The 24893-nt window shown below is 71.9% G+C and carries 17 protein-coding genes; 6 read left to right on the forward strand and 11 right to left on the reverse strand.

The annotated features are described in order from the left end of the window. The first annotated feature begins 75 nt into the window (after window positions 1-75). On the forward strand, window positions 76-1524 hold the full coding sequence (locus tag ACIQD6_RS31105; protein ID WP_401888924.1) for a PP2C family protein-serine/threonine phosphatase: 1449 nt from the start codon (window positions 76-78) through the stop codon (window positions 1522-1524). Window positions 1525-1590: 66 nt separating this feature from the next. Here ACIQD6_RS31105 and ACIQD6_RS31110 read toward each other — a convergent pair whose 3' ends face one another. Continuing rightward, window positions 1591-3084, reverse strand: a complete 1494-nt coding sequence (locus ACIQD6_RS31110; protein ID WP_401888927.1) for a hypothetical protein — start codon at window positions 3082-3084, stop codon at window positions 1591-1593. A gap of 232 nt (window positions 3085-3316) precedes the next feature. Between ACIQD6_RS31110 and ACIQD6_RS31115 the strand changes: the two genes are divergently transcribed. Both ACIQD6_RS31115 and ACIQD6_RS31120 read left to right on the forward strand, forming a co-directional pair. Continuing rightward, the gene (locus ACIQD6_RS31115) at window positions 3317-4453 is read left to right on the forward strand and encodes an aminoglycoside phosphotransferase family protein (RefSeq protein WP_401888930.1); all 1137 of its coding nucleotides are present in this window, start codon (window positions 3317-3319) and stop codon (window positions 4451-4453) included. Between the two features lie 400 nt (window positions 4454-4853). Then, window positions 4854-6791, forward strand: coding sequence for an N-acetylmuramoyl-L-alanine amidase (locus ACIQD6_RS31120; RefSeq protein WP_401889260.1), 1938 nt, complete (start codon window positions 4854-4856; stop codon window positions 6789-6791). A gap of 105 nt (window positions 6792-6896) precedes the next feature. Here ACIQD6_RS31120 and ACIQD6_RS31125 read toward each other — a convergent pair whose 3' ends face one another. The 5 genes from ACIQD6_RS31125 to aroQ all read right to left on the reverse strand — a co-directional run bounded on the left by ACIQD6_RS31125 (window position 6897) and on the right by aroQ (window position 12398). After that, the gene (locus ACIQD6_RS31125; protein WP_401888933.1) at window positions 6897-8009 is read right to left on the reverse strand and encodes a chemotaxis protein; all 1113 of its coding nucleotides are present in this window, start codon (window positions 8007-8009) and stop codon (window positions 6897-6899) included. A gap of 136 nt (window positions 8010-8145) precedes the next feature. Next, complete coding sequence (locus ACIQD6_RS31130) at window positions 8146-10542, reverse strand: glycosyl hydrolase family 95 catalytic domain-containing protein (RefSeq protein WP_401888935.1); 2397 nt, start codon at window positions 10540-10542, stop codon at window positions 8146-8148. Window positions 10543-10644: 102 nt separating this feature from the next. After that, window positions 10645-11145 (reverse strand): hypothetical protein, encoded by a 501-nt coding sequence (locus ACIQD6_RS31135; protein ID WP_401888938.1) that lies wholly within the window; start codon window positions 11143-11145, stop codon window positions 10645-10647. A 270-nt stretch (window positions 11146-11415) separates the two neighbouring features. Beyond that, window positions 11416-11658 (reverse strand): DUF397 domain-containing protein, encoded by a 243-nt coding sequence (locus tag ACIQD6_RS31140; RefSeq protein WP_401888941.1) that lies wholly within the window; start codon window positions 11656-11658, stop codon window positions 11416-11418. Window positions 11659-11693: 35 nt separating this feature from the next. Then, window positions 11694-12398 carry a gamma subclass chorismate mutase AroQ gene (gene aroQ / locus ACIQD6_RS31145; protein ID WP_401888943.1) on the reverse strand — a complete coding sequence of 235 codons (705 nt, stop codon included), beginning with the start codon at window positions 12396-12398 and terminating at the stop codon, window positions 11694-11696. A 234-nt stretch (window positions 12399-12632) separates the two neighbouring features. On the opposite strand from aroQ, the gene paaK reads away from it, so the two are divergent. Next, window positions 12633-13925, forward strand: coding sequence for a phenylacetate--CoA ligase PaaK (paaK, locus tag ACIQD6_RS31150; protein WP_401888946.1), 1293 nt, complete (start codon window positions 12633-12635; stop codon window positions 13923-13925). Between the two features lie 82 nt (window positions 13926-14007). Here paaK and ACIQD6_RS31155 read toward each other — a convergent pair whose 3' ends face one another. Next, window positions 14008-15114 (reverse strand): calcium:proton antiporter, encoded by a 1107-nt coding sequence (locus tag ACIQD6_RS31155; RefSeq protein ID WP_401888948.1) that lies wholly within the window; start codon window positions 15112-15114, stop codon window positions 14008-14010. 180 nt (window positions 15115-15294) lie between these two features. On the opposite strand from ACIQD6_RS31155, the gene ACIQD6_RS31160 reads away from it, so the two are divergent. Further along, window positions 15295-17166 carry a serine hydrolase gene (locus ACIQD6_RS31160; protein ID WP_401888950.1) on the forward strand — a complete coding sequence of 624 codons (1872 nt, stop codon included), beginning with the start codon at window positions 15295-15297 and terminating at the stop codon, window positions 17164-17166. Between the two features lie 41 nt (window positions 17167-17207). Here the strand turns inward: ACIQD6_RS31160 and ACIQD6_RS31165 are convergent, their stop codons facing one another. Together ACIQD6_RS31165 and ACIQD6_RS31170 are read right to left on the reverse strand one after the other, a co-directional pair. Further along, window positions 17208-18788, reverse strand: coding sequence for a phytoene desaturase family protein (locus ACIQD6_RS31165; RefSeq protein ID WP_401888953.1), 1581 nt, complete (start codon window positions 18786-18788; stop codon window positions 17208-17210). Between the two features lie 156 nt (window positions 18789-18944). After that, complete coding sequence (locus tag ACIQD6_RS31170) at window positions 18945-21233, reverse strand: tetratricopeptide repeat protein (protein WP_401888955.1); 2289 nt, start codon at window positions 21231-21233, stop codon at window positions 18945-18947. Window positions 21234-21551: 318 nt separating this feature from the next. Between ACIQD6_RS31170 and ACIQD6_RS31175 the strand changes: the two genes are divergently transcribed. Next, a complete protein-coding gene (locus ACIQD6_RS31175) occupies window positions 21552-23096 on the forward strand; it encodes an ATP-dependent DNA ligase (RefSeq protein WP_401888958.1) in 1545 nt (514 codons plus the stop codon). Between the two features lie 152 nt (window positions 23097-23248). On the opposite strand, the gene ACIQD6_RS31180 is transcribed toward ACIQD6_RS31175, so the two are convergent. Further along, window positions 23249-24292 carry a phosphatidylinositol-specific phospholipase C domain-containing protein gene (locus ACIQD6_RS31180; protein WP_401888961.1) on the reverse strand — a complete coding sequence of 348 codons (1044 nt, stop codon included), beginning with the start codon at window positions 24290-24292 and terminating at the stop codon, window positions 23249-23251. A gap of 356 nt (window positions 24293-24648) precedes the next feature. Beyond that, window positions 24649-24849 carry a hypothetical protein gene (locus tag ACIQD6_RS31185; protein ID WP_401888964.1) on the reverse strand — a complete coding sequence of 67 codons (201 nt, stop codon included), beginning with the start codon at window positions 24847-24849 and terminating at the stop codon, window positions 24649-24651. Window positions 24850-24893: the final 44 nt, after the last annotated feature.

Below are 24893 nucleotides of genomic sequence, written 5' to 3' on the forward strand. Positions count from 1 at the left end.
CGCGAGCGCCTGTGCAACAGTCGTAACGGTCCATCACCCAGACAAGACAGTGCCGCGCCCGTATCGGAGTCCGAGATGCCGTCCCCTCTGTTCGCGGACCGTCCCGTCCCACAGCCTCCCGAGCGGGGAATGATGGAGGCGCTCATCACGCAGACCCGTCGGCTGCGTGGCGAGGTGGACGCCGTACGCAGGGACACCACGGTCGACGACGATGACACGCTGTGGCGCTGGCAGCGAGCACTGTGCGACCTGGCGGTGCATCAACTGGACGATCTGGGCGCTCACTTGGACCAGCTCAAGGCCGGACGACCGGACGGTCCCGGTCCCGACAGTCCCGCGCGGGGACCGCAGGTGGCTCCCCCCACCTGCGGCCGGGCGGACCTGCCGGCCGACCCCGGATCGCCACTCGGCCGGATCGGCAGCGCGGAGTGGGATCTCCTGACCGACGAGGTGAGCTGGTCCGAGGAGCTGTACGAGATCTTCGGGCGGGCGCCGGAGAGCGGGCCGCTGACACTGGACGAGCTGCCGTCCCTGGTGTTCCCCGACGATCAGGCCCTGCTGACCGCGATCGTGACGGACTGCCTGATCGACGGAAAGCCCATCGACGGCGAGTTCCGCATCGTCCGAGCCGACGGCCGGGTCCGTACGGTGCACATGATGGGCGAGCCGGTCCTCGACACCGCGGGCTGTACCGCCTCCATGTGGGCCGTCCTGCGCGACATCAGTGAACTGCGCCGCAGTGAGCGGATGGTACGCGATTCCTGGGACTCGCTCCGGCGCGAGGAGCACATCGCGAGGGCCGAGACCCGGCTGGTGGCGGAGGTACAGGAGGCCGTGTTGCCCTCCTGGCGCGGCTCGTTGCAGCTCTCGCGGAGCGGTCCCGCCGCACTGGATCTGGCCGCGCGCCATGTGCCGACCGCGTCGAGCCGGCCGACCGGCGGGGACTGGTACGACGCGCTCGAACTCCCCGACGGCGACACCCTGTTGACCGTCGGCGGGCTGACCGGCCAGGGCGTGGCCGCCGCCTCCTCCATGGCTATGCTGCTGGGCGCGCTACGGGGAATGGCGGTGGCGGGCATCGAGCCCGGGGCTCTGCTGGGCCATCTCAACCAGTTGCTCGACACGTCGGAGCGGCCCGTGCTGGGCAGCGTGCTCTGCTCCCGCTACGACCCGGCGACGCGCACATTCGCCTGGGCGCAGGCGGGCCACCCCGCCCCGCTGCTGTTCCGCGGCGGGACGGGGCGCGCGCTGACACCGGCGGACGGCGTGCTGCTCGGCGCGACCTCGGGAGCCGCGTACGAACAGGCCGACATCCAACTGCGGCCCGGAGACCTGCTGGTGCTGCACACCGACGGGCTGACGCGCGGCGGGTGCGCGGCGGAGCGGGACCGGCTCCTGGCCCTAGGACCCCGCATGACGGGGACATGTAGCGCGCAGGAGTGTGCCGCGGCGATCGTCGAGGAGTTCAGCGAGGCCGAACGCGCGGACGACGCCTGTGTGATGGTGGCCAGGGTCGGCGGTTGACGGCATTGTCGGTGGGTGAAGCCGGTCGGTGCGTGAACGGCAGTACGGGGGAGACGCTGGGTCTCTCTAGATGTCGGCGCTTCCCGCCCGCTTGCCGGGCCCTCTCGGCAAGGACAGCTTGATCTCCTCACGCAGATCGTCGATCAGTTCGTTCCCCGCGTACTGGCCGGTGAGCCGGTACATCTCCCGCAGCCGGTCCCAGGTGCGGTGCGAGGACGTCTCCCCCATCGACACCAGCGCGAGCCGGGCGTAGCGGTCGGCCTGTTCCGGATCGTTCGCGATGAAGCACGCGGACGCCAGTGAGATGTAGTCGAAGATCTTGGATCGCTGCCGGCCTTCGCCTCTCAGCTCCAGCGCCCGTTTGGCGTGTCGCCGCGCGACATCCGCCGCGGCCGGCTCGTGATCGGCGAGCGTACGGAAGGCGAGGGCTTCCATGCCGTGCAGATCGGCCTCGTCGAACATCTGCATCCAGCAGGGCGGCGGGACGTCGCCCTTGTCCGAGGCGAAGAGGTCCTCCGCCTCCCCCAGCGTGCGGCGCATGGCCTGGCCCCGGCCCATGGACGCCTCGGCCCAGGCCTCGATGGTGCGCAGCATGGCCCGGGTGCGGGGCAGGTTCTCCTCCCCGGAGCCGGACGTGGCCAGCTTCATCAGGTCGAGTGCCTCGTCGGGCCGGCCCAGATGGATCATCTGGCGTGCGGCTCTGGAGAGGGCCTCGCCCGCGCGGGGGCGGTCGCCGCCCTCGCGGGCCGCGTGGGTGGCGATGACGAAGTACTTCTGGGCGGTGGGTTCGAGGCCGATGTCGTGGGACATCCAGCCGGCGAGTACGGCGAGGTTGGCCGCGACGCCCCACAGGCGCCGCTGGAGATGGTCGGGGTGGCGGTAGGCGAGCATGCCGCCCACCTCGTTGAGCTGGCCCACCACGGCCTTGCGCTGGAGTCCGCCGCCGCGCGCGGCGTCCCAGGCGCGGAACACCCCCACGGAGTGTTCCAGTGCCTCGATCTCCTGCGACCCGATGGGAGCGGCCTCGTAACGGTCGGACCCGGCGGGTTCGGCCTGCAGGGGATTGTCGAGCCGGGGGGCGTCGGACGAGAGTACGGGGTCGGAGTGCAGCCAGTCGTGCATGGCGCCGGTGAGTGCTGAGCCCGCGGTGAGCGCGGCGCCCGCGCCCACCAAGCCGCGTCGGTTGAGCATGAGGTCCATTCCCGTGAATTCGGTGAGGACCGCTGCCGTCCGGTCGGGAGCCCACGGGAGAGCGTCGGGGTTGTCGGCGTTTCCGGCGTCCCGTCGTCCACCCGCGCGCCCGTTCCGTACGAACCCGAGGTCCTCGATGGTCACGACACGACCGAGCCGCTCGGTGAACAGGGCTACCAGCACTCTCGGCACGGGATCACGCGGGGTCTCCCCCATGTCGATCCAACGCCTCACCCGCGAGGTGTCGGTGGCCAGTTGGGGGTGGCCCATGGCCGCCGCCTGCCGGTTCACCAACCGCGCGAGTTCGCCCTTGGACCAGCCGGCCAGGCCGAACAGATCCGAAAGACGGGTGTTGGGTTCTCCGCTCACGTCAAGCCCCCAGGTTCTCGGCTGACTTGACAGTAGCCCCCGGTGAGAGGGGTGGCGACTATTCGCCAGGGTTCGCCAGGGTCCGCCAGATGGTGTGCCACCCGCGCGGCGGTGTCGAGTAGGAACGCGCCACCCCGGCCCGGCAGCCGGACGTACTCCCCAGGGTGCTGGGTTGCTGCCGGGCCGGGAGGCGCACGTAACTCGTCGGCGCACGAAGGGATCTGTATCGCCCATGTACACAGACACAGCATCGTCCTCCGTGTCCGCCCCGCCACGGCCGCCGCGTACGGTCGCGGCCGGCAGTGGACCGTATCTCGACCCCACCCACGCAGGTCGGACTCGGCGCTGGACGGGGACGGTCACCCAACCGCTCAGCGGGAGAATCGACTTGTCGGGCCCTCAGGGCGCGCAGCTGCGGATGGCCATCGCGTCGGTGCACCGGATCTGTCCGGAGTTCAATCCGGTGCAGGTGCTGCGCCGCAGCGGGCGTTCCGTCCTGCTCGTCGGTTCCACCGGGCGTGCCACGGCGGTCGCCAAGTGTCTGCTGGACCACTCCTCGGTGTGGATGGAACGGTTCCGGCACGAAATAGCTGCTTACCGCTCGTTCGTCCGGCACCGCCCGCCCGTACGGGTGCCCCGGCTGATCGCGGCGGATCCGGAGAACTGCACACTGGTGATCGAGCGGATGCCGGGCCGTGCGGCGGCGCTGACCCGCCATCCGGTGGAGGCGCCTCCCCGCGCCGATGTACGGGCCGCGGTCGGCGCGATCGCCCGGCTCAACTCCTGGCGGCCACCGGCCGGGATGTTCGGCGCGCCGCTCGACTACGCGCCGAGGATCGCCCGCTATCACGAGATCGGTCTGTTCACGGACCGTGATCTGGGTGATCTCCAGAAGCTGTTGCACGGGCTGGCGGGTGGCCGTCCGGGCCTCGGGCAGTTCTGTCACGGCGACGCCCTGCTCTCCAACATCCTGCTGTCGCCGGCGGGCCCCGTGCTGGTCGACTGGGAGCACGCGGGCTGGTATCTGCCCGGGTACGACCTGGCGACGCTGTGGGCGGTGCTGGGGAACGCTCCGGCGGCGCGGAAGCAGATCAGCCAGCTCGCCCAGGCCCCGGGCCCGGCGGCGCGGGATGCCTTCCTGATCAATCTGATGCTCGTACTGACCCGGGAGATCCGGATGTACGAGACGGCGGTGCAGCGGGCGATGCGCGAGGCGCCGGCTCCCGGATCGGGGGCGGCGCAGCCGGCGTCCGCGCAGAGCCGGTCCGGTCTGTCGGCGGGCGAGGAACAGCGGCTTCTGCTGCGGCGCCTGCACGACGACTGCGCGATGGCGAGGCGGGCGGTGCGGGCCGCGGTCGGCACCCGCTGACGCCCGGTCATGCCGACGGGATGCGCCGTCCCCGCCGTACTCGGCGGGATCGTCGTCCGCCGGCCCCGCCGGGGGAAGGTCCGCGCCGCGCGCCCCGTGCCGACACACAGGGGCGTGCGGCGCCTTCGCCCCCGTCTCGCGGCGCGCGTTTCAGCGGTCCGTATACGTTCATTGGTTCACTCCACTGACGCGCCGCAGGCCGGGGCGCCACCGCTGCGAAACTCCGTGACACGCCGCGCTGACGTGCGAAATCTCCTCTGTGGCACATGATTGACGGATCGTCCGGAAGCCGATACCTCTGTTACCGAGCCGGCCCGGCAGGTCCCTCGCGCACCACCCGTCACTGGAGGCCGCATTGCAAGGTTCCGTTCCCCCTCCGAGATCCCTGCGCAGACGTGCACTGAGCGCGGGAGCCGTCGTGGCGTCCGCCGTTCTGCTGCTCCCCCTGGTCTCGGCGGGCCCGTCGGCCACCGCCGAACAGCCCGGATCCGGCTCCTTGCAGCGCGAGTTCGCCGTCGCGGCCGCGCGTTACGACGTGCCGCCGAGTGTGCTCCTCGGGGTCTCGTATCTCCAGTCCCGCTGGGACACGCACAGCGGGGCTCCGAGTGTGACCGGCGGCTACGGCCCGATGCACCTGACCGATGCCAGGACCGCGCTGGCCGAGGCACCGCACCATTCCGACGGTACGGAGGACGCGCGGGGCGACACGTCCCGCCCCGCGAAGACGGGTGCCGAGGCCGGTGTCGCGCTCCCCAGGACCTCGGAACTGCCCGCGCGGCTGCGCACCCTGGACCGCGCCGCCACCCTGACCGGACTGCCCGCCAGGGAGCTGCGGGAGAGCCCCGCCGCCAATGTCCGCGGCGGCGCGGCCCTGCTGGCCGCGGCGCAGCGGGGGCTGGGCCGGACGCTGAGCGCCGATCCGGCCGACTGGTACGGAGCGGTCGCCCTGTTCTCCGGCGCCGACGACTCCGCGACCGCCGCGACGTACGCCGACGATGTCTACGCGGTGATCCGGGACGGCATGCGGCGCACCACGGACAGCGGCCAGCGGGTGGCGCTGCCCGCGCGGCCCCGGGTCTCGCCGGACACCTCGCAGACTTCGCGGCTCGGTCTGCGCAAGGCGAGCACGGCGAGGACAGAATGCCCGCGCACGGTCGCCTGCGAGTGGATCCCGGCGCCGTACGAGGAGTTCGGCGAGGGCGACTACGGCAACCACGACAAGGCCGACCGGCCGGCGTCCCAGTCGGTCGACTACGTCGTCATCCATGACACCGAGGGGTCGTGGGACACCACGATCAAGCTGGTCAAGGACCCGACATATGTGTCGTGGAACTACACGCTGCGCTCGTCCGACGGGCATGTCGCCCAGCATGTGGCGGCCAAGGACGTGGCCTGGCACGCCGGGAACTGGTACATCAACTCCAAGTCGGTGGGCCTGGAGCACGAAGGTTTCCTCACCGCTCCGGACTCCTGGTACACGGAGGCGATGTACCGTACGTCCGCGCGCCTGGTGAGGTATCTGGCGGACCGGTACGACATCCCGGTGGACCGGCAGCACATCCTGGGCCATGACACCGTGCCGGGCACGACCACCGCCACGATCCCCGGGATGCACACCGACCCGGGCCCGTACTGGGACTGGGCACACTACTTCCAGCTGCTCGGCAAGCCGTTCAGGGCGACGGCGGGGGCGGGCGCGGACGTGGTGACGATCCGGCCCGGTTACACGGCCAACAAGCCGTCGTACACCGGGTGTGAGAAGGCCGGACAGGCGTGCGCCCCGCACGGTTCGAATGCCGTACGACTCTACACCGCGCCGGACGAGAACGCGCCGCTGGTGAAGGACATCGGGCTGCGCCCCGGCGGCGCCCCCTCCACGACCGATGTCAACGACGTGGGGGCCCGTGCGTCGACCGGCCAGCAGTACGCGCTCGCCGGACGCCGGGGCGACTGGACGGCGATCTGGTATCTCGGCCAGAAAGCGTGGTTCCACAGTCCGCGCGCTCTGCCGACGGCGGTGGGCGCCAGGGCGTCGGTGCTGACGCCGAAGGCCGGGGTCGCCGAGGTACCGGTGTACGGGCGGGCCTATCCGGAGGCGTCCGCGTACCCGGCGGGTGTGCCGGTGCAGACGGTCTCCGCGCTGCCCTACAAACTCCTCGCGGGCCAGCGGTACGTGGTGGGTGGCCGGGTGCCGGGCGAGTACCTGTACGCGCCGACCTTCGACACCACGCCTCATCGGGTGGTGCGGGGCGAGGAGCTGTACTACGAGATCCAGTTCGGGCATCGGGTGGCCTTTGTGAAGGCGGCCGATGTCGAGGTACGTCCGGCGGGTCGCTGACCACGGCCGCCGGATCGGGGGGACACCGGGCGTCACCGGCCGCGGGGGAGCCGGTGACGCCCGGTGCGGGTCCCGCACCGGGCGCCGGGCGTGCGTCGCCCGGCGTCAGTAGCGCAGAACGGCCGCGATCCGGTCGTGCCCGGCGAGCGCGTCGTCCGGGAGGAACACCACTTCGGCGCCGCCGTCCAGAGCCGCTTCGACCAGTTCGTCGACGATGTCGTCGCGTACGTCGGGCCAGGTCGCGGTCTCGTCGCTGACGGGGACCAGATGGCCGTCGCAGATCCGCACCGTACGGCGGTAGCGCTCTTCGAGCGCGACCAGATCGGCCCGCTTCTCGCGCACCGACTCCCAGACCTCGTCCAGTCCCGCGGCGAAGGTGCGCCGGCCCTTGGCCTCGTCGAGGCGGGTCAGCACCTCGTTCTTCTCGCGGCGCGCGTGGTCCTCGACCACGGGCCCGATCTCCTTGCGCAGGACGGGGGCGGGACCGCCCGCGAGGCCGCCCTTCACCAATCGGCCGGCGGCCGCGTGCGTGGCGGCGTTGCCCGCCTCCCCCAGCAGCGCGAGCGCGGGTGCGAGACCGACCAGATGGAGCGGCCTGGGGCGCCGCGACAGGACCGTCCCCACCGCGCCGTCCACGGACCGCAGGAACCGGCGGGTCTCCTCGTCGCTGAAGGTGCTCGGTGTGTCGCCGATGCGTTCCTCGCGTTCGACGTCCCAGCTCTCCTTGGGCGGTGACATCGGAAAACCGTCCCCGCGGTGCTCGTGCAGCGACTCGCCGGAGCCGCTCCACAGTGTCGCGCGGTCGGCGGCGACGCCCAGCACCCAGTACGGCCGTGACTGCGCGGTGGCGGCCACCAGGTTCCGGGTGAGGTACGTGTCGCTGAGGACGACCCGCTCGGGCACCTCACGCGGCAGGTACCAGATCCGGTACTCCTCGGCGTCGGCGAGGATCAGCAGCCCGTCGAGCGTGCTGCGGGGGTCGATGTCGGCGACGGCCCGGCCGAGCCGGCTCTTGACCGCGGCCCGCGTTCGCCGGTCCACCTCCGGGTCGGCCTCCAGCCGGTGCCCGGCTTCGGCGAGGAGGTTGCGCAGCCGTACCGCGTCCTCCTCGTTGTGGGGGTCCCGCCGGTGCGTGGGCATCGTCAGGGACACAGCCGGATAGGGGCGCGGTGTGCGCAATTCCCGCAGGACGTCGGGCGTCAGAGTGTTGCTGTCCATGCTGTCCCTTCGCTCGATGAAGGTCCGGCAGCGGGCGGACGGCCGGCGTGCGGGCCCCCAAGGCGTGGGTCCATCTTGCGGGATACCGCCCGGTTCCGCAGTAGGGGCGTCGGAATCCGCGGCTCCGGTCGGTGGGTCACCCGTCTTCGGCCGTGGAAAACACAGCCGTGGGAAACACATGGGTGCTCCGGGCATCGGCCCGGAAGGTGTGCTCCCCGCCGGGAAACAGGGTGCTGCGCAGCGTCAGGTCGCCCGTACGGCTCGCACGCACCGTGATCCGCCGGGCCAGGCCGCCCGACCAGGCGATGTCGAGCGTGACACCGCCGCGCGCCCGCAGGCCCCTCACTCGTCCCTCCGGCCAGACCGCGGGCAGGGCGGGCAGGATCTCGATCGGGCCGTGGTGGCTCTGCACCAGCATCTCGGCGATCCCGGAGGTGGCGCCGAAGTTGCCGTCGAGCTGGAACGGCGGGTGGGTGTCCCAGAGGTTGGCCAGGGTGGAGCCCTTGAGCTGCTCGGAGAGCATCGTGTGGGCGTGGTCGCCGTCCCGCAGCCGCGCCCAGAAGTTGATCTTCCACGCCTTGCTCCAGCCGGTACCGCCGTCGCCGCGCGCGGTCAACGAGACCTTGGCCGCCTCGGCCCACGCGCTGCCGGCCTCGATCTGCCGCCCCGGGTGGAGCCCGAAGAGGTGGGAGACATGGCGGTGGTCGTCCGTCCGGCTGTCGAGATCGGCCTTCCACTCCTGGAGCTGTCCCCAGGAGCCGATCCGCAGCCCGGGATCGAGTGCGCCGAGCGCGTCTTCGAGCCGGGAGAGGAAACCTGGATCCTCCGTCCGGACTCCCGCGGTCCGCAGCGTCCTCGCGGCTTCCAGGGTGTTGGTGAACAGGTCGTGGACGATCTGCTGGGACATCGCCGCGCCCGCCGTGAAGTCACCGTGTTCCGGGGAGTAGCTGGGGGTGACGACGAGCGTCCCGTCGCGGGGGTCGGTCCGGAGGTTGGCGAGCCAGAATTCGGTGGCCTCCCTCATCACGGGATAGGCGGTGGAGCGCAGATAGCCGAGGGAGCCGCCGAAACGGTAGTGGTCGTAGAGCTGCTGGGTGAGCCAGGCCGCGGCCTCCGGGAACCAGAAGGCGGTCGCCCAGTCGTGGACCCCGGTGAAGCCGTACGGATTGGTCTCGTTGTGCACGACCCAGCCGTCCGAGTCGAAGAGCCGCCGCGCGCTGCGGCGGCCGGGGGCGCGCATCGACTCGATGTAACGGTCGTAGGGGGCCGTGGTCTCGGCGAGGTTGGTGACCTCGGCGAGCCAGTAGTTCATCTGGAGGTTGATGTTGACGTGGTAATCCGCCGACCAGGGCGGATCGACGACGTTGTTCCACACGCCCTGGAGGTTCGCGGGCAGGGAGCCGGTGCGCGAGGAGGAGATGAGCAGGTAGCGGCCGTACTGGAAGAAGAGCGCTTCGAGCGCGCGGTCGGCGGGGCTCGTCCCGCCGGTGTACCGCGACAGCAGCTGGTCGGTGGGCAGGTCCGGAAGGCGCTGGCCGATGTCGAGCGAGACGCGGTCGAAGAGCGCGCGGTGGTCGGACACATGGTCGGCGCGCAGGCTCTCATAGGGGCGGGCGGCGGCCGCGTCGACGGCGTGGGTGACTTCGCGGTGCGGGTCGTCGCCCCGGTAGTGCGGATAAGTGTCGGCGTAGTCGGTGCCCGCCGCGAGGACGAACCAGGCGCGGTCGGCCCCGCTGACGGTGAGGGTGCCGTCCGCGCCCGCGCTGACGCTTCCGCCGTCCGCGCGTACCCGGATCTGGGCCTCGAACCGCAGTCCGTTGTCCTGGAGCGCGCCCCTCACGGTGAGCCGGTCGCCGCTCGCCGTGGCGGTGAAGTCCTGGCGCGGCGAGGTGTAGCGGAGGGTGAAGCCCGTCTTCCCCGGACTGTCGGCCCAGAACCGTCCCGCGATGACCTTGCCCGGGAAGGAGGCGAAGAACTCCCTTGTATACGTGGCGCCTTGGTGGACGTACGAGACAGCGGCAACGGCCGAGGCGATGTCGAGGGAGCGGCGGTACGAGGGATCGGGGGCCGTCGGGGCGCCGGGCACGGCCAGTTCGAGGTGTCCGAGGACCTGGTAGGCCCCGAAACCGTGCTTCGGTTGGCCGAGTTCGGCGGCAACGGCCTCCGGAGCGAGCCGGCCCTCGGTGTCGAGACGCTGCTGGACGGAGGCGAGAGCGCCGGGCCGGGGCTCGCTCCAGTCGCCGTGGTCGTATCCGCTCGCGGCGCCGGGGCCGCCGGTCCACAGCGTCTTCTCGTTGAGGGTGAGCCGTTCGGTGGCGAGCGTTCCGTAGACGCTCGCGCCGAGCGCGCCGCTGCCGATGGGCAGCGACTCGCGCTCCCAGTCGGCAGCGGGCGTTCGGTACCAGAGCGTTGAATCATCGGAGGGGTCGGCGGTGGCCGCGGTTCCGGACGGGGCCGGAACTCCCAGCGTCAGGGCGCCCGTTACCCCGAGCGCGGAGGTGATCGTGGTTCTTCGACTGATCCCAGGAGTCATGGCCAGTCACGTTAAAAGTCCGATGACTCAACCGGCAAGAGACATGACGAATACAGCGGCCGATCCATGGGACCGGTCGCTGTCCTGTCGGGTACGGCCGTCTCAGCCCTGCTGGAACAGTTCGGCGGGCAGCGGCTTCAGGAGCGCGTAGAGGTCGTCGGTGATCGGCCGGTCCCAGCTGGCGATGGTGACCAGCACATTGTCGCTGCGGTCGAACTGCACGCAGGAGATACGGCTTTCGGAGAGCTTGAGGCGGCGGACGATCAGCAGGTTGTCGCCCTGCATCACCGGGATGTCCTCGCTGTCCACGACCTCGACGGGCTCCTCGTTCTCCAACGCCAGGAGAAGTTGCGCCACCTCGAAGGGGATCTGTCCGTCCACCAGTTCCCTGGCCGGGGAGCCCTCCGGCAGGTTGCCGATGATCATCGCGGGGCCGCGGCCGCCGAACAGGTCGTACCGGAGGAAGACGCCCTGGCAGCTGCCGTCGGGGGCGGGCAGCAGCCCGGCACCCAGATTGCCGGGCCAGTCACCCGGGTCCATGGCCAGGACATCGAAGTCCGGGCCCGCGGGTGTGGCGGCGCTGCGGCGGCGGAGAAAGGACATCCCACCATGGTACGTGTTCGCGCCACTTCCTCGGAGCCGGGTGGAGGGTGTTCCGGGGTGCGGGCGCCACGGTCGGCAAAGTGCCGTTGACGCGGCGCGGTTCGCATCGCTCGCGCCCGGCCACGGAGCGCGCCGGGAGGGGCCGGCGGCCCGCCCTCCGACCCGTCGGGGTGTGCCGCAGGGCGGGCCGGGGGCCGCAGGCCGCGCCGCGCGCCCGGCGTCCGCGCCCGGCCTGTTCCGTACCCCGGCGCGTTCCGTGCACCGGCCGGTTCAGGTGAGGTCGAACTCCCCGTCGCGCGCGTTGATCACGAAGGCCCGCCACTCGGCCGGACTGAAGATCAGCGACGGGCTTTCCGGCCGGCCGCTGTTGCGCATGGCGATAAAGCCCTCGACGAAGGCGATCTGCACATCACCTCTGCCCTGGCTGCCCGACTGCCAGTCCGCGTTGCTCAGATCGAGGTCCGGCTTGTCCCAGCCCAATAGCGGATTCTCGGTGGTGGTGGTCTCAGCCACGTCCTGCTCCTCCCGCTGCGTCGTCCCGGGCCAGCCTATCGACCGTCGCCGGTCCCGGACAGGCCGCGAGGGAGGGCCTCCGGTTCGCAGACCGAGTTCAGCGAGCGCGCCAGTGCGGTCATATGCACGGCGTCCAGCGACATTTCACGGCCCACCCGGGCGGCCGAGGTCAGCAGCACGACACCGCAGTAGGGCGCGGTACGGTCCCGGGCCGAGCCCGCGATCGCCCGTACGATCCCGTCGTTGAGACGGTTGATCTCGGCGCGCACCTCGGCGAGGTCCGGGCGCTCGGTCGGGGCCTGGGAGGCGTCCGCGTCCCAACGGCGGTGCAGCGCGCGCTGCACGTCCTTGTTCGCCTCGATCTGGTCCCGGAAGATCCGTACCGTCGCCGCCGGATCGGCTCCCAGCTCCGTGGCCAGCCGCGCGACCGTGTCCAGGACCTGCTGCTCACGGGCGGGATCGTCGATCGGGCTGTCCGTACCCCATTTCGCCGCCGCGACAAGGTCGGCGGTGGCGAGGCGCCGCGCGGAGAGTTCGGCGACCGGGCCCAGACGCGCGTACGGACCGGCGTGCCCGGACGGGCCGGAGCGCTCGACGGGCGCGGCGGTGGCGACGGGAACAGCGGATACGGCGGACGCGGCGGTGGCGGTCACTGTGCCCGTGCCCATGATCAGGGCGGTCACCGCCGTCGTCACCGTCGCGGCGATGATCCGTCGGCGTACGGTCGGAGTCGGATGCATGGGTCTCCTCCACAAGTCGGGACACTGAGCGTACGGAGAGCCGGACGGCTCTCCATGGGCAGCACCTGCTTCGGCGCCCGCTCCCCCTGCTTCCTCATCCGCCTGTTCCTTTCTCTTGACGCTCGGCGACGCTCCTGAATTACTGATCCCGGGGCGATCAACCGAATGATCGGTTGATCAGATGTCCATGATGTCGACGATGTCGATGCCTGAGTGACCGGGGAGAGAGCGCCCATGACACCTCTGCTGGACGCGGCGGAACAGCTCGGCCGCGAGGAACTGGCCGTACTACAGCTGGAGCGGCTGCGGGCCACGCTCGCCCACGCCTACCAGAACGTCGGCTTCTACCGGCAGGCCTTCGACGCGGCCGGGCTGCGTCCTGAGGACTGCCGCTCGCTTGCCGACCTGGGGCGCTTCCCGTTCACCAGCAAGGCCGATCTCCGGGACAACTATCCGTTCGGGATGTTCGCCGTCGAACAGTCCGAGGTACGGCGCGTGCACGCCTCCAGCGGTACCACGGGCCGACCGACCGTCGTCGGCTATACGCAGCGAGATCTGGACACCTGGGCCGATGTGGTGGCCCGTTCGATCCGCGCGGCCGGCGGACGCCCCGGGCACACGGTCCATGTGGCCTACGGCTACGGGCTCTTCACCGGCGGCCTCGGCGCGCATTACGGGGCCGAACGGCTCGGCTGCACCGTGATCCCCGCCTCCGGGGGCATGACCGCCCGCCAGGTCCAGCTGATCCAGGACTTCCGCCCCGAGATCATCATGGTGACGCCCTCGTACATGCTGACGCTGCTGGACGAGTTCGAGCGCCAGGGCGTCGATCCCCGTACCACCTCCCTCCAGGTGGGGATCTTCGGCGCCGAGCCCTGGACGGAGGAGATGCGGCGGGAGATCGAGGAGCGGTTCGCGATCGACGCGGTCGACATCTACGGGCTGTCGGAGGTGATGGGCCCGGGTGTGTCGCAGGAGTGTGTGGAGACCAAGGACGGCCTGCACATCTGGGAGGACCACTTCTATCCGGAGGTGGTCGATCCGTTCACCGGCGAGGTGCTGCCGGAGGGTGAGGAGGGCGAGTTGGTCTTCACCTCGCTCACCAAGGAGGCCATGCCGGTGATCCGCTACCGGACCCGCGATCTGACCCGGCTGCTGCCCGGCACGGCCCGGGTCTTCCGGCGGATGGAGAAGGTGACGGGACGCACCGACGACATGGTGATCCTGCGTGGGGTGAACCTCTTCCCGACCCAGATCGAGGAGATCGTGCTCCGTACACCGGGGGTCGCCCCGCACTTCCAGCTGTGCCTGACCCACGAGGGCCGGATGGACGCGCTGACCGTACGGGCCGAGGCCCGCGCGGAGACCGGCACGGAGCAACGGGCGGACGCGGCGCGGGCGATCGCGGCGGCCGTCAAGGACGGGGTGGGGGTCTCGGTGCGGGTGGAGATCGTCGACCCGGAGACCCTGGAGCGCTCCGTGGGGAAGATCAAACGGATCGTGGACCTCCGTACGCGCCGCGCGTGACGCGTACGTGGATCTCGACCGGTCGGCCGGGCCCTGGCTCAGGGACTGATCGTGACGTCAGGGACTGATGACGAGAAAGGCGTCAGGGGCTGATGGCGAGAAACACGAACGCGGTGAAGATCACCAGATGGACCCCGCCCTGGAGAAGCGTGGCCCGTCCGGGCGCCACGGTCAGCGCGCCCACGACCACGGTCAGGGCGAGCAGCACCATATAGGTGGCGTTCAGCCCGAGCACCAGCGGTCCGTCCAGCCAGATCATGGCGAGCGCGATGGCGGGGATCGTCAGTCCGATGCTCGCCATCGCGGAGCCGAGCGCCAGGTTGAGGCTCGTCTGCACCCGCTCGCGGCGGGCCGCCCGTACGGCGGCGAGCGTCTCGGGCAGCAGCACCAGAAGGGCGATGACGACACCGACGACTGCCTGCGGCAGTCCGGCCGATTCCACCCCCGACTCGATGGTGGGAGACACCGCTTTGGCGTCCCCGACGACCGCGATCAGCGCCACGAGGAGCATCACCAGGCTCAGGGTGGTCTCACGGCGGCCGGGCAGCGGGGCGTGCGAGTCCTCCTCCCGCACCTCGCCCTTCTGGGTGACGGGCAGGAAGTAGTCACGGTGGCGCACGGTCTGTACGGCGACGAACAGGCCGTACAGGGCGAGCGAGGCGACCGCGGCGAAGCCCAGCTGCGCCGGGGAGAACCGGGGGCCCGGCTCGCTGGTGGTGAAGGTCGGGAACACGAGGGTGAGGGTGGCCAGTGTGGCAACGGTGGCGAGCGCGGCGCCCGTGCCCTCGGCGTTGAACACGGCGACCCGGCTCCGGATCGCGCCGACCAGCAGGCACAGGCCGACGATCCCGTTGCAGGTGATCATGACGGCGGCGAAGACGGTGTCACGGGCGAGCGAGGCCGTCTTGCCGCCGCCGTCGACCATCAGCGTGACGATGAGCGCCACTTCGATGACGGTGACCGCGACGGCGAGGACGAGCGAACCGAACGGCTCCCCCACCCGGTGCGCGACGACCTCGGCGTGGTGCACGGCGGCGAGCACCGCGCCCGCGAGACAGAGGGCCACCAGCGCGACCGCGAAACCCGGCAGCTCACGCCCCCAGCTGAGCACCAGTGCGACCACCGCGAGCAGGGGCACCACCACGGTCCACTGGGACGCCAGTGACCTGATCCCGGTGCTCTTCGTCATGCGGCCCACGCTGCCAGAGGTGGCGGGGGTACGCGCGCGGGGCCACACGGGTCGGCGCGGGGCCACAACGGGTCGGCGCAGGGCGGCACGGTTGACAACGCCCTCTTCCACGGACAGGTTTCAGCTGTCGATCGAGAGCCCTGAAGACACCCGGACGACACTTTCAGGAGAGGCTTCCCCATGACGGAGAACGCTGCGGGCGGCGGGATCAGCAGACGCGGGCTGGGCGGTGGAGTGCTGGCCCTGGGAGGGGCTCTGGCGGTGGCGCCGCTCCCCTTCGCCGAGGGCCGGGCCCGCGCGGCGGCGGCCGGATCGGAGGCGGGCGGCGGCCCGGCGACGCCCACGGACCACGGCCACGACAACACCCGCTCCGACCACAACTCCGGCTCCGGCTCCGGAAGGACGACACTGCGGCGCGGCTCCGCCGAGCGCGCCGGGCTGCTTCCCGGTGAGCTGGAGCGGCTCGTCGGCGACGCGACGGCCTTCCTCGGCCCCTCCCCCACCCACCCCTGGTACGCGGGCGCCGTGCTGCTCGCGGGGCGGGGCGGGACGGTGGCCCTGCACCGGCCGATCGGCAAGGCCGTGCGCTACTCGGCGTACGACGAGAAGACCGACACCGGCGTGGAACTCCCGGCCGGGCGGCAGATCGCGATGGCCGAGGACACCGTCTTCGACCTCGCTTCCGTCTCCAAGCTGTTCACCTCGGTCCTCGCCGTCCAGCAGATCGAGCGCGGCGCGCTGGAGCTGGAGGCGAGAGTCACCACGTATCTGCCGGAGTTCGGGCGTGCGGGCAAGCAGGACATCACGGTGCGCCACCTGCTGACGCACACCTCCGGCTTCCGCCCCTGGATCGCGCTCTACACGGCACCGACCCGGGAGGGCAAGCTCCAACTGCTGTGGAACGAGGCGCCGGCGAACCCGCCGGGCACCGTCTATCTCTACTCCGACCTCAATCTGATCTCCCTCCAGCTGATCCTGGAAAAGATCACCGGTCACCCGCTGGACACGCTGCTCCGCGACGAGATCACCGTTCCCCTCGGGATGCACCGCACGCGCTACAACCCGCCCGCCTCCTGGAAACCGAAGATCGCCGCCACCGAGGACGCGCGAGCCCCGTGGTCCGGCCTCGAACGGGGCCTGGTGTGGGGCGAGGTGCACGACGAGAACGCGTTCGGCTTCGGCGGGGTGGCCGGCCATGCCGGTGTCTTCTCCTGCGCCTGGGACCTCGCGGTCCTCGCCCGTACGCTCCTCAACGGCGGCGCGTACGGCCGGGCGCGCGTCCTGCGCCCGGAGTCCGTGGAGCTGATGTTCACCGACTTCAACACCGGCTTCCCCGGTGACGCCCACGGCCTGGGCTTCGAGCTCTACCAGCACTGGTACATGGGCGCCATGGCCACCCCGGGCACGGCGGGCCACACCGGCTTCACCGGCACCAGCCTCGTCCTCGACCCGACGACCGACTCGTTCCTCGTGGTCCTGGGCAACTCCGTTCATCCGGTGCGTGCTTGGCGCTCGGGCAGCGCGCCGCGTGTCGCGACGGCGAACCGGCTGGCGCGTGCCGTCGCGGTCCGGCCCGCGCAAGGCCGGACCGCCTGGTTCTCCGGCATGGCGAGCGCCGCGACGGCCACGCTCACCCTGCCTCCGTTCACGACGGCCTCGGCCCACGGGCGGCTGCGCTGTTCCCTCTGGTGGGACACCGAGCCCGGTTCGGACGCGCTGTTCCTGGAGGTGTCGGCCGACGCGGGGAAGAGCTGGCAGCCGGTGCCCTTCACGACCGTACGGGCGGGAGCGGAACCGCGGGCGCATGCGGCGGGCTCGGCCACGGGCTGGTCGGGGCGGGCCTGGCACCGGATGAGCGCGGACCTCACGGCCTGGCGCGGCGGCGAGGTGCGGGTGCGCTGGCGGTACACGACGGACCGGCTGTACGTCGGGCGAGGCGCGTACGTGGACGGGCTGCGGGTCGACGACGGTGACCGTACGGTCTTCGACGAGACGCGGCCCAGCGACGCGGCTCGTATCGAGGCGGTCGGGTGGACCGCGTCGGCTGACTGACGCCACGGCCGCCCCAGCCTCGCCGATGACCGGCGCCGTACTCAGTGGCCCAGGGCCGCCATCGCGGCGTTGTGGCCCGGCACCCCGCTGACCCCGCCGCCGCGGACGGCGCCCGCACCGCACAGCAGCACATTCGCGTGCGCCGTCTCCACACCCCAGCGGCCGGTCCCCTCGGCCGCGTACGGGAAGGACAGGTCGCGGTGGAAGATGTGGCCGCCGGGCAGCCGCAGGTCGCGTTCGAGGTCGAGCGGTGTCTTCGCCTCGATACAGGGACGGCCGTCCTCGTCCAGCGCGAGACAGTCGGCGATCGGCTCCGCGAGCCGCTCGTCCAGCTGGGCGAGGGTCGCGGCGAGCAGTTCCGCTCGTACGGCGTCGTTGTCCCGCGCGAACAGCCGCGCGGGGGTGTGCAGTCCGAACAGGGTGAGCGTCTGGTACCCCTGCTCGGCGAGCCCGGGACCGAGGATCGACGGGTCGGTGAGGGAGTGGCAGTAGATCTCGGACGGCGGGGCGGCCGGCAGCCGTCCGGCGGCCGCCTCACGGTAGGCCGTGGCCAACTGCTCGTAGCCTTCCGCGATATGGAACGTTCCGGCGAAGGCCTCCCGGGGGTCGACGGACTCGTCCCGCAGCCGGGGCAGCCTGCGCAGCAGCATATTGACCTTGAGCTGGGCACCCTCGGCAGCGGGGGGCGGCTCCTCGCCGAGGAGGGCCGCGAGGGCCTGGGGTGACGCGTTCACCAGGACCTGACGGGCAGCCACCGTCCTGGTCCCCGTACCGCCCCCGTCGGCCGAACGGCCCGACTCGCCGGCGTCACCCGCGTCACCGGTACGGAACAGCACCTCGGCCCGCGTGCCGTCGGTGTCGATCCGGGTCACCTCGTGCCCGGTGACGATCTCCGCTCCCGCCGACCGCGCGGCGTCGGCCAGCGCGTCGGTGAGCGCGCCCATCCCGCCCATCGGCACGTCCCAGTCCCCGGTGCCACCGCCGATCACGTGGTAGAGGAAGCAGCGGTTCTGTACGAGTGACGGATCGTGGGCGTCGGCGAAGGTACCGATCAGGGCGTCGGTGAGCACCACTCCTCGGACGAGGTCGTGGCGGAATCGCTCCTCGACGGCGACGCCGATCGGCTCCTCGAAGAGCGTCCGCCAGGCCGTCTCGTCGTCGATCCGCGCGCGCAGTTCCTCAGCGGTGGGCAGCGGTTCGGTGAGGGTGGGGAAGATCCGTCCGGCGACGCGCCCGGTCATCCCGTAGAAGTCCTGCCAGGCCGCGTACTCCCGCTCGCCGCCGGTCAGCGCCGCGAAGGACTCACGCGAGCGCCCCTCGCCCACCAGCAGTCCGCCGCTCCCCCGCGGGGTGTACGAGGACACGGTCCGCTTGCGCACGGCGAAGCGCAGCCCCAGCTCCCGCACGATCTTCTCCGGCAGCAGGGACACCAGGTACGAGTAGCGGGAGAGCCGGGCGTCCACCCCCGCGAAGGGACGGCTGGAGACGGCCGCGCCCCCGGTGTTCCCGAGGCGCTCCAGCACCAGAACGGAGCGCCCGGCGCGAGCGAGGTAGGCGGCGGCGACCAGGCCGTTGTGGCCACCACCGACGATGACGACGTCGTACGAGACATGTGCGGGCATGGCTCTTGGTAACACGCGGATGATCGCGAGGCCAGGGGCCGGGTGCCCAGAGCAGCGGACCGGAGGCCGGACACGCCCGGAGCCTCCCCGGGGGCCTCGTCCGGATTCTCCCGAGGGGCGCGCCTCACGCGCGGCCCTCCGTCAGTGGCCGCGCCGTCAGTGGCCGCGCGCCTCCGCCTGCCCGTGCACCGCCGCCACCTGGCGGTACAGCTCCGCCGCCTCCGCTCCCCTGCCCAGCCGTTCCAGACAGTGCGCCTCGTCGTTGCGGCTGGCCAGGGCGTCCGGGTGGCCCGGGCCGAGCACCCGGTCGCGGGTCTCGGCGACCTGACCGTAGAGCGACAGGGCTTCCGGCCAGCGGCCCAGCCAGCCCAGGCCCACGGCGATCTCCCGGCGGCTGACGAGGGTGTCGGGGTGGTCGGCGCCGAGGACCCGTTCCCGTACCGCGCACACGTCACGGGCCTCCGCCAGCGCCTCCTCCCACCGGGAGAGCCGGCCGAGGTTGACGCCGAGGCCGTGCCGGGCCCGCAGGGTCTCGGGGTGCAGCGGTCCCTGGACCCGGGTGCGGTCGCCCACGAGGCCGCGGTACAGCTCCAGCGCCTCCGTGCTGCGGCCGAGCCTCCCCAGGCTGATCCCGACCTCGTACCGCGCGGCGAGCGTGTCCGGGTGGTCGGCCCCCAGCGCCTGGGAGCGGGCCGCCACGACCTCGCGGTAGACGCCCAGCGCCTCCGTCCAGCGGCCCAGCCGGCCGAGCGCGTAAGCCACTTCGTACTGCGTGACCAGCGTGTCGGGGTGGCCGGGGCCGAGCACCCGGGAGCGGGCCGCGGCGACCTCGCGGGCGAGTTCGTACGCGTCCTCGATACGCCCCAGCCGACTGAGGTTGTACGCCAGGTTGTGGCGGCAGCGCAGGGTGTCCGGATGGTCGAGTCCCATCGTGCGCTCCCGGGAGGCGAGCACCGCCGCGAACACCTGATGCGCCTCGAAGTGCCGGCCGAGCTCCCCCAGCACGTACGCCATCTCCTGACGGGCGGCGAGCGTGTCCGGATGGTCCGTGCCGAGGACGCGCTCGCGGCCCTCCGCGACCCGCGTGAACTCCCGCAGCGCCTCCGTCGTCCGCCCGGTCCTGCCCAGGCTGAAGCCGACTTCGTACCGGCTGCCGAGGGTGTCCGGATGGTCGGCTCCCAGGGCGTGCGCGCGTTCCGCGGCGACCGCGCGGTGCACCTCGCCCGCCTCCTCCCAGCGGCCCAGCCTGCCGAGGCTCAGCCCGGCGTTGTGTCTGCTGGTGAGCACGGCGAGCTGCTCCTGCGTCGGTGTGGGCGGCGCGGAGGCCGACGACGTCCCCGCGAGGGCGTTCGGGTCCGTCGCTCCGGTCCACTCGCCGGTCAGGGCCGCGGTGTGGTCGGGCGCCTCGGGGCGTGGGATGGCGACGCCGGTCGCCTTGTGGCCGGTGGTCATGCCCCGGGTCCAGGACGGCAGTGGGGAGTCCCCGGTGAGGTGCGGCATCGGCCCCGTGGCCGCCGCGGGGAGGGCCGGACGCGCGTGGGCGGGGCGGGCGTGCGCCGGGTGCGCGTGAGCCGGAAGGGCGTGCGGGCCCGTGGCCCCGCGCGCGGCGCTGATCCGGCGTACGAGGCTCCCCGCGTCGTCGGGCCGCTCCTCGGGCGTCTTGGCGAGCAGATCGAGGACGATCCGGTCGAAGAAGTCGGGTAGCTCGGAGCGGTGCCGGCGCGGCGGCTCGGGGACCGTGTCGCGGTGGCCGACCAGGATGGACCAGGCGTCCTCCAGGTCGAACGGCGGGACGCCGGTGGCGATCTCGTACAGCACGCACCCCAGCGAGTAGAGGTCGCTGCGGTGGTCGACCTGGCCACCGCCGATCTGCTCCGGCGACATGTAGTGCGGGGTGCCCATGGCGATGCCCGTGCCGGTGAGCCGCGAGCTGAGGCCGACGTCACGGCCCAGGCGCGCGATGCCGAAGTCGCAGATCTTCACGGCGCCGTCGGTCAGCCGCATGATGTTGGCGGGCTTCAGGTCACGGTGGACGATGCCCTGTTCATGGGTGTAGGCGAGGGCGTCCGAGATCTGCTCGGCGATGTCGACGACATCGGCCACCGGCAGCGGCCGCTGCTGGTTGTCCTCCAGCAGCTGGCTGAGGTTGCGCCCTTCCAGTAGTTCCATGACCAGATAGAGGACGCCGTCGTCCTCGCCGAAGTCGTGGACGACGGTGACGCCCCGGTGCTGGAGGGCCGCGGCGACCCGCGCCTCACGGCGGAACCGCTCCTGGATGATCCGGGTGAAGGACTGGTCCTGCTGCGGGCCCAGTGGCTTGAGGCATTTGACCGCGACGTACCGGCCGAGCGACTCGTCGCACGCCCGCCACACCTCGCCCATCCCCCCGCGCCCGATCAGATCGAGCAGCCGGTAGCGGCCCTGGATCAGCCTGGTGTCCGCCATCGCCCGCTGTCGCCCCCGTCACCTCTCGCTGCGCCCGCCCCCGGCCCGTCCAGTATGGCCGTCCTGCCGCACAGTGTGTACGGGGCGGGCCGAGTGCCGGGGCCGGTCGCCCGGAGAAATGGGACCGGGGCGGCAGCTGCCGGAGCGTCCGCACGGGGATACGGGCAACGTCCGGCGTCCGGTCCGCCGTTGGATCTCCCGCCGAGGGCGGTGACCGGCTTCCGGTACGGGTCAGGGTAACGCCGGGGGCGAGCCCGCTCCAGACCGGTTCCGGCCGCCGGACGGGCGGAGCCTCGCCCGGCGTTGCACGATGGCAGCATGCTGCTGGCACCGCTCGCCCATGTCTCCCGGGAGGTCTCCGCCACGTCGGCACGGTCCCGGAAGATCTCCCTGCTGGCCGGACTCTTCCGTACGGCCGGCCCCCAGGACGTGCCCGTCGTCATTCCGTATCTGGCCGGACGGCTGCCCCAGGGCCGGATCGGGGTGGGCTGGAACGCGCTGAAGGACCCGCCTCCGGCGGCGGACCGGGCCACGCTGACCGTGCACGAGGTGGACGGCGCCTTCACCGCTCTCGCGGCGGTCGCGGGCCCCGGGGCGCAGGGCGAGCGCAGACGGCTGGTCCAGGAGCTGCTGGGCGCGGCCACCGAGGAGGAGCAGCGTTTCCTCGTGGGGCTGATCTCCGGCGAGGTACGGCAGGGTGCCCTGGACGCCGTCGCCGTCGAGGCGCTCGCGGAGACCTCGGGGGCCGCCGCCGCGTCGGTGCGACGGGCGGTGATGCTGGCGGGTTCCTTGCAGCGGGTGGCCGAGCGGCTGCTGGCCGACGGCCCGGCGGTGCTGGAGGAGTTCCAGCTGACCGTGGGCCGGCCCGTGCTGCCGATGCTCGCGCAGAGCGCCGGCGGCGTCACGGAGGCGGTCGGCCGGCTCGGGGAGTGCGCCGTCGAGGAGAAGCTGGACGGTATCCGGGTGCAGGTGCACCGGGACGGAGCCACGGTACGGACCTTCACCCGCACGCTCGACGACATCACGGACCGGCTGCCCGAGGTGACGGCGGTGGCGCGGGCACTGGACGGCGACCGTTTCGTACTGGACGGGGAGGTCATCGCGCTGGACGAGGAAGGCAGGCCGCGTCCGTTCCAGGAGGTGGCGGGCCGGGTCGGCTCCCGTACGGACGTACGGTCCGCGGCGGCGGCCGTACCGCTGTCCCCCGTCTTCTTCGACATCCTGGCCGCCGACGGCGAGGACCTGCTCGACCTGCCGTGCGCGGAGCGGCACGACGCGCTGGCGCGGCTGGTGCCGGAGCCGATGCGGGTACGGCGCGTCGTCTGCGCCGGCACGGACGGCGAGGCGGCGGAGGCCTTCCTGCGGGAGACGCTGGCCCGGGGGCACGAGGGCGTGGTGGTCAAAGCACTCGACACCCCGTACAGCGCGGGCCGCCGTGGCGCCGGCTGGCTGAAGGTCAAGCCGGTGCACACCCTGGATCTGGTGGTGCTGGCGGCCGAGTGGGGCCACGGCAGGCGCACCGGCAGGCTGTCCAACCTGCATCTGGGCGCGCGGCGGGAGGACGGCACGTTCGTGATGCTCGGCAAGACCTTCAAGGGGCTGACGGACACGATGCTGGAGTGGCAGACCGAGCGGCTCCGGGAACTGGCGGTCCGGGACGACGGCTTCACCGTGACCGTACGTCCTGAACTGGTGGTCGAGATCGCCTACGACGGGCTCCAGCGGTCGTCCCGCTATCCGGCGGGGGTGACGCTGCGCTTCGCCCGGGTGATCCGTTACCGCGAGGACAAGCGCGCGGAGGAGGCGGACACGCTCGGGACGGTGCTGGCGGCCCACGGCCGGGAGGCGGAGCAGCAGGGCTGAGGCGCCCCGGGGACGCACGTGGGCGAGGCGGGGTCCTGGACGGGATCCGGGACCGTGGACCGGACGGGATCCGGGACCGTGGCCGGACGGGATCCGGGAGCGGCTCCGGGACCGACGGGCCGCGCCGGTCCCGGACGTACGCGGCTGTGCGGCTACTGGGCCGCCCCGCGCGGGACGACGGACGAGAGCACCGTCGGCAGCCCGTGCCAGTCCGCCGAGATCAGGCTGGCGTGTCGCCCGGCCAGCAGGTTCAGCCGGTCGCGGGCCTGCTGCTCGGTGGGGCTGACGCCGTCGATGGCGGGCGGCACGTTGTGCGCGTCGGTCATCAGGACGAAGTAGTGCCGCTGGTCGTACCAGGCCGTGTCGAACCCTTCGGCCGCGTAGGCGGAGGCGTCCCCGTCGAAGAAGACGAACCAGGGCCTGAGCGTCGCGTCCGTGTACCGGGTGCGCGGGTCGCCCGCCGCGACGCCGTGGACGGCCGGGAAGGCGGCGGCCTCGCTCAGCCGTCCCGCCGCTTTCAGGTCACGCAGATAGGTGGAGTACTCCCGGTCGGTCCAGAAGGTGTCGAGCGGGTTCTGCTCCTCCACCGTGCCGGGTATCAGCTCGACGACGAACTTCCCGGCCATCTGCGCGCGCGTCGCCCAGGCGTTGGCCTGGGCCGCCTCGTCCAGGTTGTTGTGACTGCCCATCAGGTCCGCCGGACGGTAGAGCGAGTCGCCGAGCTTGCTGTTGAGGAGGGCGTCGAGAGCGGCCGGGCCGCGGCCCGCCTGTCCCTGGAACCCGTCCTTCAGCTCGATCTTGAGAACGATGGGACGGTGGCCCGGGTTGGCGTCGTGCCAGGTTCTGATGTCGGCCAGGCAGCCGCCCAGGTCGCGGTTCTGCGCGTTGGTACGCAGTTGGCTCGCGTTGGCCGCGTTCGCGCAGTTGTTGTCGTTGCCGACCGGATTGCCGTGCGACACACGCCAGGAGGCGCCGAAGACATTGGTCCACACGTCGAGTTCGAGCATCCCCGCACCGGAGTCCAGTGCGTCCGCGAAGTACGGGAAGGTGGCCTTCTCGTACGCGTTGTGGACACCGACACCCGTGGTGGAGGGATACGGGAGCCGGCCGGTGTCCGCGGCATGGACCGGGGTGGTGACGAAGGCGAGTACCGCGACGGCGCCGGCCGTCACCGTGGCGCGAAGGAGCTTTGCCATATCCCTTGTTCCTCTCACTGGACATGTCTTGGGCATGCCAATCGAGAGGGAGCGTAAGGGAGTTCGGTGTCGAGCGGGAGGACATGAGGTGAGCTTACGGATCCAAGAGTGGCGCTACGGATCGGAGCCGGGAGGTGCCCTTACGGATCCGGTCCTCGGCGGCCCGTTCCCCGGCGCCGTGACCACAACGCGAAGCGCGCCCCGCCGCGTGATGCGGCGAGACGCGCCGGGAACCGCGAAGCGGGACGCGCGCCGGGAGCTACCGTGCGGATGCCTGGCCCCGTCGTGCCGGACGCACGGGGAGCCACGGCCCGGAAGCCGGAGGGCGGCGCGTCACGGCGAGCGCTCCGGGACGGCTACGGCAGCTGCTCCTCGATGGCCGAGCGGCCCCGCTCGGCCAGCCGGCGACGGGCCCACTCGATGTTCTTCGGGGTGAGATCCCGGCCGGAGGCCAGCACCAGGTCTTCAGCCGTCACCGTGTCACCGGCGCCGGTGTGCAGCAGCCGGTCAGGGGTCGTGCTCTCGGGTTCCGGCTGCGCAGCGGACTGTGCGTTCATGCCGCCTCCTCATTCGTCCGGTGGTCGCCATTCTCGCGCCCGCC

The organism is Streptomyces sp. NPDC088400 (assembly GCF_044753355.1).
GTDB lineage: Bacteria > Actinomycetota > Actinomycetes > Streptomycetales > Streptomycetaceae > Streptomyces.

What these genes read in the sequence shown, in the direction of transcription:
- ACIQD6_RS31105 (WP_401888924.1), top strand. Translation starts at nt 76, where the DNA reads ATGCCGTCCCCTCTGTTCGCGGACCGTCCCGTCCCACAGCCTCCCGAG.
- ACIQD6_RS31115 (WP_401888930.1), top strand. Translation starts at nt 3,317, where the DNA reads ATGTACACAGACACAGCATCGTCCTCCGTGTCCGCCCCGCCACGGCCG.
- ACIQD6_RS31125 (WP_401888933.1), bottom strand. Translation starts at nt 8,009, where the DNA reads ATGGACAGCAACACTCTGACGCCCGACGTCCTGCGGGAATTGCGCACA.
- ACIQD6_RS31130 (WP_401888935.1), bottom strand. Translation starts at nt 10,542, where the DNA reads ATGACTCCTGGGATCAGTCGAAGAACCACGATCACCTCCGCGCTCGGG.
- ACIQD6_RS31135 (WP_401888938.1), bottom strand. Translation starts at nt 11,145, where the DNA reads ATGTCCTTTCTCCGCCGCCGCAGCGCCGCCACACCCGCGGGCCCGGAC.
- aroQ (WP_401888943.1), bottom strand. Translation starts at nt 12,398, where the DNA reads ATGCATCCGACTCCGACCGTACGCCGACGGATCATCGCCGCGACGGTG.
- paaK (WP_401888946.1), top strand. Translation starts at nt 12,633, where the DNA reads ATGACACCTCTGCTGGACGCGGCGGAACAGCTCGGCCGCGAGGAACTG.
- ACIQD6_RS31155 (WP_401888948.1), bottom strand. Translation starts at nt 15,114, where the DNA reads ATGACGAAGAGCACCGGGATCAGGTCACTGGCGTCCCAGTGGACCGTG.
- ACIQD6_RS31160 (WP_401888950.1), top strand. Translation starts at nt 15,295, where the DNA reads ATGACGGAGAACGCTGCGGGCGGCGGGATCAGCAGACGCGGGCTGGGC.
- ACIQD6_RS31165 (WP_401888953.1), bottom strand. Translation starts at nt 18,788, where the DNA reads ATGCCCGCACATGTCTCGTACGACGTCGTCATCGTCGGTGGTGGCCAC.
- ACIQD6_RS31170 (WP_401888955.1), bottom strand. Translation starts at nt 21,233, where the DNA reads ATGGCGGACACCAGGCTGATCCAGGGCCGCTACCGGCTGCTCGATCTG.
- ACIQD6_RS31175 (WP_401888958.1), top strand. Translation starts at nt 21,552, where the DNA reads ATGCTGCTGGCACCGCTCGCCCATGTCTCCCGGGAGGTCTCCGCCACG.
- ACIQD6_RS31180 (WP_401888961.1), bottom strand. Translation starts at nt 24,292, where the DNA reads ATGGCAAAGCTCCTTCGCGCCACGGTGACGGCCGGCGCCGTCGCGGTA.
- ACIQD6_RS31185 (WP_401888964.1), bottom strand. Translation starts at nt 24,849, where the DNA reads ATGAACGCACAGTCCGCTGCGCAGCCGGAACCCGAGAGCACGACCCCT.